This is a genomic window from Synechococcus sp. ATX 2A4 (assembly GCF_024346375.1).
Classification (GTDB): Bacteria; Cyanobacteriota; Cyanobacteriia; order PCC-6307; family Cyanobiaceae; genus MW101C3.
Genome location: NZ_JAGQCV010000006.1, coordinates 70,868 through 84,474, shown reverse-complemented (window position 1 = coordinate 84,474; position 13,607 = coordinate 70,868). Strand labels below are relative to the sequence as shown.

General features: G+C 68.9%; 13 protein-coding genes. 11 read left to right on the top strand and 2 right to left on the bottom strand.

Features of this window, described 5'->3' with window-relative positions; genetic code table 11:
* Positions 1-46: 46 nt before the first annotated feature.
* Positions 47-310 carry a DUF3148 domain-containing protein gene (locus KBY97_RS07300; protein ID WP_255146031.1) on the top strand — a complete coding sequence of 88 codons (264 nt, stop codon included), beginning with the start codon at positions 47-49 and terminating at the stop codon, positions 308-310.
* Here the strand turns inward: KBY97_RS07300 and KBY97_RS07295 are convergent.
* Both KBY97_RS07295 and KBY97_RS07290 read right to left on the bottom strand, forming a co-directional pair.
* Positions 256-1,599 (bottom strand): pitrilysin family protein, encoded by a 1,344-nt coding sequence (locus KBY97_RS07295; protein ID WP_255146030.1) that lies wholly within the window; start codon positions 1,597-1,599, stop codon positions 256-258. The genes KBY97_RS07300 and KBY97_RS07295 overlap by 55 nt on opposite strands.
* Positions 1,596-2,915, bottom strand: coding sequence for a M16 family metallopeptidase (locus tag KBY97_RS07290; protein WP_399217497.1), 1,320 nt, complete (start codon positions 2,913-2,915; stop codon positions 1,596-1,598). Before KBY97_RS07290 ends, KBY97_RS07295 begins: the two co-directional genes overlap by 4 nt.
* 61 nt (positions 2,916-2,976) lie before the next feature.
* On the opposite strand from KBY97_RS07290, the gene KBY97_RS07285 reads away from it, so the two are divergent.
* The 10 genes from KBY97_RS07285 (at position 2,977) to recG (ending at position 13,586) form a co-directional block, all read left to right on the top strand.
* On the top strand, positions 2,977-3,720 hold the full coding sequence (locus KBY97_RS07285) for a phycocyanobilin:ferredoxin oxidoreductase (protein WP_255146028.1): 744 nt from the start codon (positions 2,977-2,979) through the stop codon (positions 3,718-3,720).
* 32 nt (positions 3,721-3,752) lie between these two features.
* A complete protein-coding gene (locus KBY97_RS07280; protein WP_255146027.1) occupies positions 3,753-4,628 on the top strand; it encodes an HlyD family efflux transporter periplasmic adaptor subunit in 876 nt (291 codons plus the stop codon).
* A 16-nt stretch (positions 4,629-4,644) separates the two neighbouring features.
* Positions 4,645-5,829, top strand: a complete 1,185-nt coding sequence (gene devC / locus KBY97_RS07275) for an ABC transporter permease DevC (protein ID WP_255146026.1) — start codon at positions 4,645-4,647, stop codon at positions 5,827-5,829.
* Between the two features lie 11 nt (positions 5,830-5,840).
* A complete protein-coding gene (locus KBY97_RS07270; RefSeq protein WP_255146025.1) occupies positions 5,841-6,572 on the top strand; it encodes a DevA family ABC transporter ATP-binding protein in 732 nt (243 codons plus the stop codon).
* A gap of 76 nt (positions 6,573-6,648) precedes the next feature.
* Positions 6,649-6,804, top strand: coding sequence for a hypothetical protein (locus tag KBY97_RS07265; protein ID WP_011129965.1), 156 nt, complete (start codon positions 6,649-6,651; stop codon positions 6,802-6,804).
* 115 nt (positions 6,805-6,919) lie between these two features.
* A complete protein-coding gene (locus KBY97_RS07260; RefSeq protein WP_255146024.1) occupies positions 6,920-7,852 on the top strand; it encodes a glycosyltransferase family 2 protein in 933 nt (310 codons plus the stop codon).
* A gap of 143 nt (positions 7,853-7,995) precedes the next feature.
* Complete coding sequence (gene rpsB / locus KBY97_RS07255) at positions 7,996-8,709, top strand: 30S ribosomal protein S2 (protein ID WP_255146023.1); 714 nt, start codon at positions 7,996-7,998, stop codon at positions 8,707-8,709.
* A gap of 62 nt (positions 8,710-8,771) precedes the next feature.
* Entirely contained in the window at positions 8,772-9,434 is a 663-nt protein-coding gene (gene tsf, locus KBY97_RS07250) for a translation elongation factor Ts (RefSeq protein WP_255146022.1), read from the top strand.
* Between the two features lie 40 nt (positions 9,435-9,474).
* The gene (locus KBY97_RS07245; RefSeq protein WP_255146021.1) at positions 9,475-11,064 is read left to right on the top strand and encodes a hypothetical protein; all 1,590 of its coding nucleotides are present in this window, start codon (positions 9,475-9,477) and stop codon (positions 11,062-11,064) included.
* Complete coding sequence (gene recG, locus KBY97_RS07240; RefSeq protein ID WP_399217495.1) at positions 11,061-13,586, top strand: ATP-dependent DNA helicase RecG; 2,526 nt, start codon at positions 11,061-11,063, stop codon at positions 13,584-13,586. The genes KBY97_RS07245 and recG overlap by 4 nt, the downstream gene beginning before the upstream one ends.
* Positions 13,587-13,607 lie beyond the last annotated feature (21 nt).

Genomic DNA, 13,607 nt, shown 5'->3' with positions numbered 1-13,607 from the left:
TTGGCTCCATCCTGCTGTAGTGGGGGTCAGCTGCACAGCCTTGCCGATGGACGAGCCGCAATCCCCCGCCTTCGCCATTGGTACCCGGGTGCAACTGGCGGAACGGCCGGCCTATCTCAAGACCGCCGATCCCATGCCGATGCTGCGGCCGCCCGATCTGGTGGACAACGGGGAGGTGGGTCAGGTGGTGAGCCTCAAGCCCCTGGGACAGCTGGCGGTGCGATTTCGGCGTGGCACTTTCCTGCTGGACGCTGTTCAGCTCTGCGCCGCCGTTGCGGCGGACCCCCCTGCCGAACGCCCCAATGGGTGAGCGGCCCAGGCCCGTTCTGCCAGGGAAAGAGCGGCGGCCGGACCGCACAGGCTGAGGCTGGGGGCCGCCAGCAAGCTGCGTGCCACCTGCTGCAGCGCCTCGGGACTGAGTGCTTCGGCGCGGATCAGGGCCTCATCGGCGTAGGTCCAGGGCAGGCCATGGCCGAGCACCAGCGCCTGGCGATCGGCCACCTGGCCGCCGGTCTGGCGGCCCACGGCGGCGGACCCCCGGAACTTGGCCAGGGCGAGCTGCCACTCCTCGGCGGTGAGCGGTTGATCGAGCAGCCGCTGCCATTCGTTCAGCAGCTCGGTGGTGGCCACCGCCGCCCGCTCGGCGGAACTGGAGAGGTGGCACACGAACGGGGCCGCCCCGCGGCGGGCCGGCAGGTGCACGCCCACGTCGTAGGCGAGGCCGTGCTCCTCGCGCAGCGCCACGAACAGGCGGCTCGACATGCCCACACCGAGATGGCACTGCAGCAGGCGCAGGGCCAGGGAGCGGGGATCGGCCAGGGGCACCGTGGCGGCCCCCAGCATCAGCACCATTTGCTCTGTGTCCTGCTCCACCGTCACCAGCTCAGGCCCGCCGCAGCCGGCGGGGCCGGCGCCGGAAGCTGGCGCAAAGGTGGTCCAGGGGGCGGGTTCCTCGCCCTCGTCTGCCACTTCCAGCAGATCCCGCACCGCCTCGGGCGGTTGGCCCGCCATCACCAGCACGGCCCCCTGCGCACCGAGCCCGGTGGCGGCCTGCACCAGCCGGGGCCGCTCCACGGCAGCGAGCTCGTCGTCCACCCCCAGGGGGTCGTGGCCGTAGCCGCCCTCGCCATAGAGCTGGCGGCGCAACAGATCGTGGGCCTGCTGGAACGGATCTTCCCGCTGCCGGGCGAGGGTCTGCAGGTTGAGCTGCCGTTCAAGGCTGAGCTGATCCGGCGCCAGCCAGGGGCGGCGCACCATGGTGTGCAGCAGCGGAAGCACGGCGGCGGCATCGGCCGTGGCGCACTTCAGGCTGATCACCAGGGCGTCTTCGCTGGCTTCGCAGCGCAGTTCATCGCCGAGACCCTCCACCAGATCGGCAATCGCCTCGCCACTGAGCTGACCACAGCCGCGGGTGAGCAGGCCGGCCAGCAGCTGGGCGCGACCCCGCTCACCGGGCGGGTCGGCGGCGCTGCCGCCCCTGATCCACAGCCGCACCGACAGAATCGCCGGGCCCGGGCGCCGGCTCACCCAGACCGGACAGCCACTGCTGAGGGTGAAGGTTTCAGGCGCCGGCAGGGGGGGGATGGGGGGCGTGCTCATGCGGGCAAGGCCAGCACACGGCAGGCGCGCTCCGGGGCAAACAGGGGCAGGATCTCGTCGTGCAGCCGCTGCGGCGTCCAGAGACGCAGCCGTTCGAGCGGCTCCTGCAGCGGCTCCAGCCGCCCCCAGAGGCTCTGGTTGCCGATCAGCCCCGCCACCGGCGAGGCCGCCTCCAGGCCGAAGCGATAGCCGTTGGCCACCAGCCGCTGGGCCCGCTCGCATTCGCTGCTGCTGGGGGGTGTGGCGCTGAGCTCCTGCCAGACCTTGCCTATTTCCGCCTCCACAGCCTCCGCCTGATCAGGGTCACAGACGGCTTCAAGCAGGGCCAGGCTGCCGGCCTCCAGCACGTTGAGGTCGAGGTCGACGCTTTCCACCATGCGCAGATCCTCCCGCAACCGCTGCACCAACCGGCTGCGGCGGCCCTCCGCCAGCAGGGTGGTGAACAGGTCGGCGCCGGCGGTGGCCTCCAGATCGGCAGCAGCGGGCAGTTGCCACACCATCAGCAGACGGGCCGCCTCCAGGCGGGGCAGCCGCAGGGTATGGCGGCCGGGCTGCAGCGTCAGGGTCTGGGTCTGGGTCTGGGCAGGAGCAACCGAGGGCGCAGTGGATGGAGTGGCGGCCTCGCCTGCCGCGCCGGTTCCGGCGCCCTCGGAGACGTCAGAGAGGTCAGCCAGGGCGCTGCCCGCCACCATGGCCTCGAGATCCAGGCCATCGAGGGCACCGGCCACCGCCAGGCTGCAGGCAGTGGGCCGGTAGCCGCGCCGGTGGAAGGCGGCCATGCCCTCGGGGTTGTGGCGGATAAGGGCCCTGCGCTCACCGAGGATCGCCCGGCCGTAGACATGGTCAGGACAGGCCAGCGCCAACAGCCGCTGGAAGGCCACGTCCTCCGGCTGGTCTTCGCTCTGGGCGAGTTCTTCGAGCACCACCTGGCGCTCCATGTCGAAATCAGAGGCCTCCAGGCGCGGGTGCAGCACCAGATCCAGCAGCAGGTCGAGGGCTTCCGCCGCCGCCGCCGGTGGAATCAGCACGTGGTAGTGGACGTCATCGAAGCCGGTGGCGGCATTGCTGCTGCCACCAAGCGCCTCGATGCGCTGGTCGAAGGCTCCAGCCGCCAGGCTCTCGCTGCCCTTGAACACCATGTGCTCAAGGAAGTGGGCCAGACCCGATTCGGCCGCCAGCTCGCTGGCACTGCCGGCGCGGCACCAGAAATCCAGGCAGACCACCGGCGCCTGCTCCTGCCGCACACTCACCACCTGAACGCCGTTCTGGAGTTGGAAGGCATGGGGCGTCGGCAGGGCCTCATGCAGGGCAGGCAGAAAGCTCAACGGTTCAGATCCTGGCCGTGGGAAGATCAGCATTCTGCTGGCTGAGGCTGCATTGGCGAGCGCCACGACCCGAGCCACCGGCGGGGTGCACCCCCTCGTCGACACCCTGGCCGCAGCGATCCGCAGCAGCTGGCAGGCGCTGCCGGAGCTGGAGCCGCTGGCGATCGCCGACGACCTCGAGGCGATCAGCGGCAGCCTGGATGGCGAACGGCTGTTCATCCACAACGAGCTGCGTCAGTGCCGCGGCCTGCGCAAGCTGCACCTGGAAACCGCCCGGCTCGGGGCCGGTCTGCAGATTCTTCACTGCGTCTATTTTCCTGATCCCCGCGTCGATCTGCCGGTGTTCGGCGCCGACATCGTGGCCGGGCCAGCGGGCGTGTCCGCCGCGATCGCCGATCTCTCCCCCACCTGCGGTGTGCTGCCGGAGGGCATCGCCACGGCCCTGGCCGCTCTGCCGGTGCATCCCTTCAGCCAACCCCGGGAGCTGCCGCCCTGGGGCACGATCTTCTCGCCGTATGTGCGGTTCGTGCGCCCGGCAAGCACCGAAGAGGAGGGCTGGTTCATCGAGGAGGTGCTGGGCTTTCTGGCCGTGCTCTCGGCCGCGGCCAACGCCGCACACTTTCAATCCTGGGACGACCCAGCTACGGTTGCCAGATACCACGGTCAGCTGTCGTATTGCCAGCAACAGAAACGAAACGACAAGACGCGCCGGGTGCTGGAGAAGGCCTTCAGCCCAGCGTGGGCCGACCGGTACATCGAGGAGCTTCTGTTCGACGATCCACCGGAGCTCCCCTGACATCCCAGCGCCCCCGTGCCCTGCGCTTCGCTGTGGCGGCGCTCGTGCTGGCGGGCGTTGGCGCAGTGGCCTGGCAGTTCCGTCCCAGGCCGGCGGCCACGCCGCTGCCCACCGCCAGCAGCCGGCCGGCCGTGGTCGATGCCATTACTGCCCTCGGCCGGCTCGAGCCGGCCGGTGACATCCGCAATTTGGCCGCGCCGATGTCTGAGATGGGCGGCAGCCCCCGCATCTCCGAGCTGCTGGTGCAGGAGGGCGACCGCGTCACGGCCGGCCAGCTGCTGGCGCGCTTCGACAACCGCCCTGCGCTGCTGGCCCAACGGAGCCTCGAGCAGAGCCGCATCGCCAACTTGAACCGCCGGGTCGCCGTGGTGGAGAGGGAAGTGAACCGCTACCGCCAGCTGGCCCGCAACGGCGCCGTGGCTGCCTCCGAGCTGGAAACCCGCGAACTCACGCTGCTGGAGCTGCAGGGCACCCTGCGCGAAGCCCGAGATCAGCTCGCACGCACCGAAACCGACCTGGTCAACAGTGAGCTGCGAGCTCCGATCAGCGGCACCGTGCTGAACGTGGAATCGCAGGTGGGCGAGCGACCCGGCGACAAAGGCATCCTCCAGATCGGCGCCAGCGATCGCATGGAAGTGGTGGCGGAGGTGTACGAGAGCGACATCCGCCGGGTGAGCCTCGACCAGACCGCCCGCATCACCAGCGAGAACGGCGGCTTCGACGGCAGTCTGCGCGCCCGGGTGATCCGGATCAGTCCCCAGGTGCAGCAGCGGGAGGTGCTGGCCACCGACCCCACCGGCGATGCCGATGCGCGGGTGGTGGAGGTGCGGCTTGCCCTTGACCCTGGCGATATCGAGAAGGTGCGCAACCTCACCGGCACCAAGACGATCACCCGCTTCGATCCATGAGCCGGAGCCTGCCGTGATGCGCATTCCCCTGCTCGGGGATCTCTGGGCTGCCCGGCGCATTCCCCTGGCCTGGCTGCTGCTGACCCGTCAGCCGATGCGGCTGCTGGTGGCACTGGCGGGCATCAGCTTCGCGGGCATCTTGATGTTCATGCAGCTGGGCTTCCGCGATGGCCTGTTCGACGCCAGCATCACGATCCACCGGCTGTTCGACGCCGACCTTGTGCTGATGAGCCCGCGCACGATGAGCTCGATCAGCATGTCGAGCTTTCCGCGCCGCCGCCTCGTGCAGGCCCTCGGCGATCCGGCGGTGCAGGGCATCACCCCGGTGCACTGGAGCTTCCTGCTGTGGCGCAACCCTGCAACGCTCGCCACCCGCCAGATCCTGGCGCTCGGCTTCGAGCCCAACGACCCCCTGTTCACCGACCCGGGCCTGGCGGCCAAGGCGAAGCTGCTCACCCAGAGCGACAGGGTGCTGTTCGATGAGGCTTCCCGGCCCGAATTCGGGCCGGTCGGTGAGTGGTTCCGCGAGGGAAAAACGGTGGAAACCGAGGTGGATGGCAAACGGGTGCGGGTGGTGGGGCTGGTGGCCCTGGGCCCCTCCTTCGGCGCCGACGGCAACCTGATCACCAGCACCGAAACCCTGCTGCGACTCAAGCCCAATACCCCCTCAGGGGCGATTGAGCTGGGCCTGATCCGGCTGCGGCCGGGGGCCTCCCCGCTCGAGGTGCAGCAGCGGCTGCGCGAGCGGCTGCCCGCCGACGTGACCGTGTTCACCAAGCAGGAGTTCGAGGAAGCCGAGAAGGACTACTGGCGCAGCAGCACCGCAATCGGCTTCATCTTTTCGCTCGGTGCCGCCATGGGCTTTGTGGTGGGCTGCGTGATCGTTTATCAGATCCTCTACAGCGATGTCAGCGACCACCTGCCCGAGTACGCCACCTTGATGGCGATGGGCTACCCACTTGTGACCCTGCTGGGGGTGGTGGCCCGGGAAGGCATCCTGCTGGCCGTGCTCGGCTACGTGCCGGCCTACGCCGCCGGCGCTGGCCTCTATCACCTGGTCCGTTCCGCCACCCGGCTGCCGGTGGGGATGGAAGCCAGTCGCTCGCTGCTGATCTTTGGCCTGATCCTGGTGATGTGCATGGGCTCTGCCGCCCTGGCCATGCGCAAGCTCGGCGATGCCGATCCGGCTGAAATCTTCTGAGCCCTGTGCCGATGTCCCCCACCACCAGCGCCGAAACCGCCACCGCCATGGTGGAGATCAACGGCCTCAGCCACTCCTATGGCAAGGGGACCATGCGCCGGCAGGTGATTCAGAACGTGGATCTGCGCATCGATGCGGGCGAGGTGGTGCTGCTCACCGGCCCGTCGGGCTGCGGCAAAACCACACTGCTCACGCTGGTGGGGGCGCTGCGCCAGGTGCAGGAGGGCCAGGTGCGCGTGCTGGGCCAGGCGCTGGAGCACAGTGGCCGCGGCGAGCGGCAGCGGCTGCGGCGCCACATCGGCATGATTTTCCAGGGCCACAACCTGCTGCGTTGCCTCACAGCGGAACAGAACGTGCAGATGGGAGCGGATCTGCTGCCGGAGCTGGGCTACCGCGCCCGCCGCGACCAGGCCCGCGAGTGGCTGCGCGCCGTGGGGCTCGGCGATCACCTGGGCAAGTTGCCCCACGACCTCTCGGGTGGTCAGAAGCAGCGGGTGGCGATCGCCCGGGCCCTGGCCACCCATCCGCGCCTGCTGCTGGCGGATGAACCCACCGCCGCCCTCGACAGCCAGAGCGGCCGCGAGGTGGTGGAACTGCTCAAGCGGCTGGCACGCGAACAGCAGTGCGCTGTCTTGATGGTCACCCACGATCCGCGCATCCTTGATGTGGCCGACCGGCTCGTGAAGATGGAAGACGGCCGCCTGTCGTCTGCACCGCTGGCGATCGCCGGGGCGGTGCGCTGACGGTGCAGGCCGCTCGCACTGAAGTTGCTCCGAACCCATTGGCTAGAGTGAACGATCTCCCGTACCCAGGTCGTCCATGGCGAAGCGCCGGAACCTCAAAAAAGAAAAGCAGGAACGTAACCGCTCCTATGCCCGCAAGTTCAAGAAGCGCAAGCTCCGCAACGACGGTCGCGGTGAAGGGGCTGGCAATGGCGTCACCGGCACCGCCAACAACGGTGGCGCCGCCGACTGATCCGTCGCGACACCCCCTTTGATCAGCTGAAAGGGATCCTGAGGGGTCCCTTTTTTTGCCTCTCGATCCGCCCATCCATCCGGCCCCGTCCCTCCCCCCCCTTCTGTTCAGGCGCATGTTCCTCAGCGTCGTCATTCCCACCTACAACCGCCGGGCCATCCTCGAGAAGGCACTCACCGCCCTGGAGCAGCAACGGCTCGGAGCCCCGATCGAGGCCTACGAAGTGGTGGTGGTCGATGACGGCTCCACCGATGACACCCCCGCCTGGCTGCGCCAGGAGGCCGGCCGCTTCCCCCACGTGCGGCTGGTGGAACAGGACCATGGCGGTCCAGCGGAAGGGCGCAACCGCGGCGTGGCCCATGCCCGCGGCGATGTGATCGTGTTCATCGACAGCGATCTGGTGGTGAATGACGGCTTCCTGCTGGCCCATGCCGAGGCGCTGGTCGGCTACTGGGAGCGGCACGGCCATCGCCGCTGCTTCACCTACGGCGCGGTGATCAACACCTCCAACTTCGACGACCCGCGCAGCGAACCGCACAAGCTCAGCGATCTCTCCTGGGCTTACTTCGCCACCGGCAACGTGGCGATTGACCGGGCGCTGCTGGAGCAGGCCGGCCTGTTCGACACCGGCTTCCGGCTCTATGGCTGGGAAGACCTGGAGCTGGGCGAACGGCTGCGGCAGCTGGGGGTGGAGTTGGTGCGCTGTCCGGCCGCCGCGGGATATCACTGGCATCCCGCCCTGCGCCTGGAGCAACTGCCGGATCTGGTGCGCATCGAGCAGGAACGGGCCCGCATGGGCCTGGTGTTCTACCGGAAGCACCCCACCCTCAGAGTGCGCTTCATCATTCAGTTCACCTGGCTGCATCGGCTGCTGTGGGAGCTGCTCACCCTCGGCGGGCTGGTGAACGAACGCACGCTGCGCCCCCTGCTGGCCTGGTTGATCCGCCGCGGCCAACCGGGGCTGGCGATGGAGCTGCTGCGGCTGCCGCTCAACCGGCTCGGCGTGCGGGCCCTCTACCGCGAAGCAAAAGCCGCCGGGCTGCGCTGAAGGGCCATTTGGTAATTTGGGGAGTCCCCACAAACCGCACACCTGTCCGTTTCGGGTGTTCACACGGTTAACGGTGGCTCTTCCTTGAGCCGCTTCGTGCTGAACCCAGGCAGGTGGAGGCGAACCCGAAACCCTCTCAACCCATGGCTGTCGTAACCCTCTCCGAAATGATGGAGGCGGGTGCCCACTTCGGGCACCAAACCCGCCGCTGGAATCCCAAGATGTCGCGCTACATCTATTGCGCGCGCAACGGAGTCCACATCATCGATCTCGTGCAGACCGCCGTCTGCATGAACAACGCCTACAAGTGGACCCGCAGCGCCTCACGCGCCGGCAAGCGGTTCCTGTTCGTGGGCACCAAGAAACAGGCCTCAGAAGTGATTGCCCTGGAGGCTGCCCGCTGCGGCGCCGCCTACGTGAACCAGCGCTGGCTGGGCGGCATGCTCACCAACTGGAGCACGATGCGCGCCCGCATCGATCGCCTCAAGGATCTCGAGCGGATGGAATCCTCCGGCGCCATCGCCATGCGGCCCAAGAAGGAAGCCGCCGTACTGCGCCGCGAACTGGAACGGCTGCAGAAGTATCTGGGTGGTCTGAAGAACATGCGCCGCCTGCCGGATGTGGTGGTGCTGGTGGATCAGCGCCGCGAAACCAACGCCGTTCTTGAGTGCCGCAAACTCGACATCCCCCTGGTGTCGATGCTTGATACCAACTGCGACCCGGATCTGGCCGATGTGCCGATCCCCTGCAACGACGACGCCGTGCGTTCCGTGCAGCTGGTGCTGGGCCGTCTGGCCGATGCGATCAACGAAGGTCGCCATGGTGCCCAGGAACCCCGCGATGATGACGAGGGCTGAGGCCCTCCTCCGCCTGCCTCAGCCTCTCCACGTCCTCTCCCTTTCCCCTCTCCGTTTCTGTCATGGCTGAGATTTCAGCAAAGCTCGTCAAGGAACTGCGCGAAAAAACCGGCGCAGGGATGATGAACTGCAAGAAGGCGCTGGCCGAAAACGCCGGTGACATGACCAAGGCCGCCGAATGGCTGCGCCAGAAGGGCATTGCCACCGCTGAGAAAAAGGCTGGGCGTACGGCAGCGGAAGGATCGATCGGCAGCTACATCCACACCGGCGCTCGCGTCGGTGTGCTCCTTGAACTCAACTGCGAAACCGACTTCGTCGCCCGCGGCGATGTGTTCCAGGAGCTGCTGCGCAATGTGGCGATGCAGATCGCGGCCTGCCCGAACGCTGAATACGTCAGCACTGAGGAAATCCCCAAGGAGATCGTCGAGCGCGAGAAAAGCATCGAAATGGGCCGCGACGATCTGGCCGGCAAGCCCGACAAGATGAAGGAAAAGATCGTCGAGGGGCGCATCGGCAAGCGGCTCAAGGAGCTCGCCCTGCTGGAGCAGCCCTTCATCAAGGACAGCGCGATCACCCTGGCCGAACTGGTGAAGCAGGTGGCCGGTCAGGTCGGTGAAAACATCCAGGTGCGGCGCTTCACCCGCTACACCCTTGGCGAAGGCATCCAGGTGGAAGCCAGCGATTTCGCTGCCGAAGTGGCGGCCATGAGCGGTCAAAGCGCTTGAACGGCTCCACCGGAGTCCCCCCCTCCGTGGAGCGTCAGCCTTGGAATTCAGCGCCACGGCCCTGACAGAAGCCCAGACCCACCTGCACCAGCTGCATCAGCGCCTGGAGCAGAGCAATCCGGCTCTCTACCGCGATCTGGCCCTCTACCTCCAGGTGCTGAGGGCCGGCCTGCCGCAGGCTGTCCAGCAGGCCTCCTTTCACCTCGCCACCCAGGTGGTGCCAGCGCGCTACATGGCGCTCGACACTGCCGAGCGGCTTGAATTGCAGCGGCGCCTGCAGCAACTGGTGCAGCGTTGCAGCGCTCTGCTCACGGTGGAGCAGCTGATCGTGCTGGCGCGCCAGGTGCGCTCCGAACAGCAGCGTCTGCGGCGGCGGGAGCAGAAGCGCTTGCTGGCCGCCATGGCGGCCGCTGCCGGGGAAGCCACCGGCGACGACGATGACGCGTCTGAGCCAATCGGCGCTGCCTCAGGCTCCGGCCTGGCGACGGGACTCCCCCGCGGCTCCGTTCAGCTGGGCATGGATCTGCCACTCAGTGCCGATCTGTTTGCCGCCGGCCTGCCGGGCCTGAGCGGCCTGTCCAGCCTGGCCGCGCTCACCAGCGGCAGTGATGAAGAAGGCGGCCGCGCAACGACGTACGACGACAACGCAGACAACGACCTGGACGACGACCCGGACGGCGACGAAACCGACGACGACGGGACAGATGACCGAAAGACAGATGATCGCAAGGCAGATGATCGCGAGCCGGGTGATCACGAGCCGGAGGATCGCCAGTCAGGTCAAGGCGCCATAGACGACGACAGCCGCCGCCACCGCCGCCAGAGGAACCGCTTGGGCGGCAGCCACGGAAGCGGCAGCCCCTCAGATCATGCCGGCGCCGAGGCCGATAGTGGTTTCGACTCTGGCGGGGAGCCCGCCCAGATGTTGCAAGCGCTGTTCGCGATGGCCAGCGAGGCGATGGGGCGTCTGCCGTCGCCGGCCAGGGACGGCGACGGCGATGACAACGACATCGGCGACGACACCGACATCGGCGACAACCGCGGCGGCGGAGATGGCGACGATCACGGCCTAGATGACGACAGCCTTGATGACGACGGCGAGGCGGACACTGACGCCGACCAGGAGCCCGGCGCGCCGACCGGCGGCGGCGGCGACAGCGACGACCCGCCATACCTGTTGCCGCGCCAGCCGCTGGAGCTGCTGCACTGGTGGGGGGCCTTCGACCTCGCCCTTCAGCGCCGGTTGCGCAATCTCTCGCACGCGATCAACCTCGAACTGCTGCACCTGGGCCTCACGCGCAGCCTGTTGCCGGCGAGCCTGCTGGATGCGGTGCTGCGCGGGCAGATCGAAGCGCTGCCGGCTCCCGCCAATCTGCTGCGTCTGTCGTTGCCTTTCGGCCCCGATGGCCTGGCAGCGCCGGTCGAGGCGCTCGGCCTGCTGCTGCGCAGCCCCGATCTGGAGGTGGAGCAGCCGCGGCTGCGCACCTGCCGGCGCCGGCTGGAAGAGCGGCGCAGCGAACTTCGCACTGTGGCCCGGAACTACCGACACTGGCAACGGCGCACCCTCGCCCTGGAGGCGGAGCAACAGTGGTTGCAGGACAGTCGGACGGCGGGTCCGGTTCAACCCTGACCCCGGGCTCGCCAGCGGGCGATTGGCTGGCCACCCTGCAACAGGCCCTGAGAGTGGAGGCGGAACGCGGTTTCAGCGACCTGCAGGGCCGTCAGGAGCGCTTCAGCACCTTTCTTGCCCGCAGCTGCGGCCAGCCGCCGGACAGCCTGACCCGGCGCCCGGAGGATCAACGCGCCCTGGCCGAGCTGGCTGCTGGCTTCGAGGGCTACAGCCGCATGAGCCCCGCCCGCCGGCAGACCCTGGTGCGCCAGTGCCGCGAGCGGCTGCATGCCCTGCGCCGCTCCTTCGACCCACCGGCCACCGTGGCGCCGCCGCGGCTGCCGCGGCGCGAGGCGCCCACTCCTGCGGCGGGCGGCAGAGGTGCCAGCAGCGGCGATGCACGCACCAGCGGCATGAGCAGGGGCCAGGCGGCCATCGAGCCCGACACACCGCTGGGGGCAATCCGGGGCATCGGCGCCAGGACCGCCACCCAGCTGGCCGCCATGGGGCTGCTGCTGGCCCGTGATCTGGTGCGCCACTACCCGCGCGACTACGTCGATTACGCAAACCTGGCGCGGATCGGTGCCCTGCGCGCGGGCGAGACGGCCACCGTGGTGGCCACGGTGAAGCGCTGCCATGCCTTTGCCAGCCCGCGCAATCCCAACCTCTCGATCCTGGAGCTGCAGCTCCAGGACATCACCGGCCGGCTGCGCGTGAGCCGCTTTCTGATCGGCAAGCGCTTCAGCACGCCAGGATGGCTGAAGGCCCAGCAGCGCCAGTTCCCGCCGGGCTGCACGGTGGTGGCCAGCGGCCTGGTCAAGACCTCGCCCTATGGCCCCTGCTTCCAGGATCCGCTGATGGAGGTGCTGGAGGGTCCGGATGCGCCGCTGCGCTCCGACCGGATCGGCCGGCTGCTGCCGGTCTACGCGCTCACCGAAGGCCTGAACGCCGAGCGGCTGCGGCAGGCTCTGCGCGCCGTGCTTGAGGCAGCGGTGCGCTGGCCTGATCCCCTGCCGGCCGGCCTGCGGCAGCGGGAAGCGCTGATGGGCCGTGGGGAAGCACTGCAGGGGTTGCACGATCCCCGCGACCGGGATCAGCTGCAGGCCAGCCGTCACCGGCTGGTGTTCGATGAGTTTCTGCTGCTGCAGTTGCGGCTGCTGCAACGCCGCCAGCAGCAGAGCCGCCGCCCCTCCACGCCGCTCACGGTGAATGCCGGCGCCGGCAGCCTGGTGGGCAACTTCCTGGCGCTGCTGCCCTTTCCGCTCACCGCCGCCCAGCAGCGGGTGCTGGCGGAGATCCGCGCCGACATGGCCCGGGGCCAACCGATGGCCCGCCTGGTGCAGGGGGATGTGGGCAGCGGCAAGACCGTGGTGGCCGTTGCCGCCCTGCTCACGGCGATCGAAGCCGGTTGCCAGGGGGCCTTGATGGCCCCCACCGAGGTGCTGGCCGAGCAGCATGCCCGCAAACTCGGCGCCTGGCTGCCCCAGCTGCATGTGCGCGCGGCCCTGCTCACCGGCTCCACCCCGCAGCGGCGGCGCCGTGAGCTGTTGCAGGATCTGGCCAATGGCCAGCTGCAGCTGCTGGTGGGCACCCACGCCCTGCTGGAGGATCCGGTGCAATTCGCCCGGCTGGGGCTGGTGGTGGTCGATGAGCAACACCGCTTCGGGGTGCGGCAGCGCGACCGGCTGCTCGGGAAGGATGTCCAACCCCATCTGCTCACGATGACCGCCACCCCGATCCCGCGCACCCTGGCGCTTTCCGTGCACGGGGACCTGGAGGTGAGTCAGATCGACGAACTCCCCCCTGGCCGCACTCCCATCCGCACCCGGCTGCTGCGCAGCGGCGAGCGGCAGGAGGCCTACCGGCTGATCGCCGAGCAGGTGGCACTGGGGCAGCGGGCCTATGTGGTGCTGCCGCTGGTGGAGGAGTCCGAAAAGCTCGACCTGCGCTCGGCGGTGGAGGTGCACCGGCAGCTGAGCGAGGAGGTGTTCCCGCAGCTGCGGGTGGGACTGCTGCACGGCCGCATGGCCAGCGGCGAGAAGCAGGAGGCGCTCACCGCCTTCGCCAGCGGCGCCTGCGATGTGCTGGTGGCCACCACGGTGGTGGAGGTGGGGGTCGATGTGCCGGAGGCGAGCGTGATGGTGATCGAGCACGCCGAGCGCTTCGGCCTGGCGCAGCTGCATCAGCTGCGAGGGCGGGTGGGCCGCGGCGCCGCCGCCTCCCACTGCCTGCTGATCAACGACAGCCGCACTGCCGACGCCCGTCAGCGGCTGGAGGTGCTTGTGCGCAGCTCCGATGGCTTCGAGATCGCCGAAATGGACCTGCAACTGCGAGGCCCGGGGCAGGTGCTCGGCACGCGTCAATCGGGGCTGCCCGACCTGGCCCTGGCCAGCCTCACCGAAGATGGCGCCGTGCTGGAGCAGGCACGCGCCGTGGCGCAGGGGCTGCTGGCGGCGGATCCGGAGCTGCAGCGGCATCCAGGGCTGGCCCTGGCCCTGGCCGAACAGCGCCAGCGGCAGGCGGAAGCAGCTCGCTTGAATTGAAGCCTTCCCCTGGTCTGCCGC